Origin of the sequence: Crenalkalicoccus roseus, from assembly GCF_004761865.1 — a bacterium.
Lineage (GTDB): Bacteria > Pseudomonadota > Alphaproteobacteria > Acetobacterales > Acetobacteraceae > Crenalkalicoccus > Crenalkalicoccus roseus.
Genome location: NZ_SJDM01000096.1, coordinates 1 through 1,813, shown reverse-complemented (window position 1 = coordinate 1,813; position 1,813 = coordinate 1). Strand labels below are relative to the sequence as shown.

General features: G+C 73.4%; 3 protein-coding genes. 1 reads left to right on the top strand and 2 read right to left on the bottom strand.

The annotated features are described in order from the left end of the window. The coding region (locus ET526_RS22280) for a DNA-methyltransferase (protein ID WP_135471029.1) at positions 1-556 on the top strand (556 nt) is incomplete at its 5' end. 14 nt (positions 557-570) lie between these two features. Here ET526_RS22280 and ET526_RS22275 read toward each other — a convergent pair. Together ET526_RS22275 and ET526_RS21445 are read right to left on the bottom strand one after the other, a co-directional pair. Then, positions 571-1,485 carry a DUF3489 domain-containing protein gene (locus tag ET526_RS22275; RefSeq protein ID WP_240048522.1) on the bottom strand — a complete coding sequence of 305 codons (915 nt, stop codon included), beginning with the start codon at positions 1,483-1,485 and terminating at the stop codon, positions 571-573. Between the two features lie 108 nt (positions 1,486-1,593). Then, positions 1,594-1,813, bottom strand: a 220-nt coding sequence (locus ET526_RS21445; RefSeq protein ID WP_456305134.1) for a hypothetical protein, incomplete at its 5' end; no start/stop codon positions are given.

The following is a 1,813-nucleotide window of genomic DNA, read 5'->3' as shown; positions in this document are numbered from 1 at the left end:
CTGGGCGCTGTTCCCGGGCGACGTCGCCTATGTCTGGCACGCGGGCGTGCATGCGCGCACCGTGATCGAGAGCCTGGAAGCCTGCGGCTTCCAGGTCCGCAGCCAGATCGTCTGGGCGAAGTCCCGTTTCGTGCTGGGGCGGGGGGACTATCATTGGCAGCACGAGCCCTGCCTCTACGCCGTCCGCAAGGGCGCGACCGGGCACTGGCAGGGGGCGCGCGACCAAGCGACGCTCTGGCCGATCGGCACCGGCGGCGATGAGGACGCGGCGACCGTGCACGGCACGCAGAAGCCGGTCGAGTGCATGCGCCGGCCGATGCTGAACAACAGCGCGCCAGGGGATGCGGTCTACGAGCCGTTCTGCGGCAGCGGCAGCACGATCATCGCGGCCGAGACCACGGGCCGCGTCTGCTACGCGATGGAGATCGATCCTCGCTACGTGGACGTCGCGGTGCGGCGCTGGCAGGCTTTCACCGGGCGCGCCGCCGTGCTGGCAGGGGAGGAGAGGGTCTTCGACGACAGCGCCGCCGCCCGCAGCACGCAGGCGGCGGCGTGATGCCGTAAGCGCGATCAGGCCGGCAGGTGGTAGATCGTGTAGGACCCGCGGGCGCCCTCCTTGTTCGGCCCGACCTGGCGCACCCGCTCCAGCACCTGCACCTCGATCCCCTGGCGCTTCTTGAGGCCCGCGAAGAAGCCGCGGACCGTGTGCTGCTGCCAGCCGGTCGCTTCGCAGATCTGCGCGATGGTCGCGCCCTCCTCGCGGCGGAGCAACGCCAGCACCGTCTCCTGCTTCGTGCCCTCCCGCGGCTTGCGCGGCGCGCCCGGCTCGCGCGCGGTGCGCGGCGGCTTGCCGGCGAGGGCGGCACGGAGCGCCTGCATCGGGCCGTCGAGGGCGGCGATGATGTCCGTCTCGCGTTTCGCCTCGTCGTCCCAGGCGGCGAGCACGGCCGCGGCAGCGTCGCGCAGGCTGGTCTTTGCCGTCCGGTCAGGCGCCGCGAGGGCGGCGTCGAGCAAGGCGAGATCCTCGGCGCGGTCGCCAAGCCGGGCCGCCGTGGGCGCGCCCTGGGCGGCCTCGGCGTCCTCCGCGGGGGCATCATCCCCTGGCGTGGCGTCCTCCCCGCCCGTGGGCGCCGTGTCCGCCTCCGTCGCGGCGGCCGCATCCGCGGCGGCGCGGCGCTCGGCGTTCTGGCGCAGGATGGCCGCCTCGCTCTGCTCGTCGTCCTCCGCCGGCGGCATCGGCTCGACACCGATGGCGCGGAGACCCTCGTCGGTGATGCGCAGCAGCCGGGTCCGGCCGTCGATCTGCCAGGCGTCGCGCGCGGCGTAGGCGCTGGCGTGCTCGTCGCTGACCAGCCCCTGCCTGATAAGGGCCTTCGCTACTGTCTGCCGCGCAGCGGCTGGCAGCCGCTCTGGCGGATAGGCCAGATACTCGGGATGCCGCGCGGCGGCTGCGAGAATGGCGCGCTGCGTGTCGGTGAGCTTCATCGTCGGGGTCTCCGGTTCGGCGCCCGATCAGCCGGGTGCTACCACCCCGAGCCCCGCAGGCCTGGCCTGACGGGGCGGTGGCGGCGCCGCGTGGCGGCGACAGGGGCGTCAGCCTTCGTCGTCCGCCTCGGCGAGGATCCCCTCCTGCACCACGAAGCCCGTGAGATAGGGCAGCCCCACCGGGATGCCCGTCGCGCGGCTGGTGCCCTTGCCGATCCGCCATGTCATCCATCTGGCGATGGCGCTGCTGATCGCGTTCTCGAGGGAGGCGCGCTCATGCAGATGGTTCTGGACCTCATCCGCGAAGTGGCGCCCGTGGCGGCTGTCG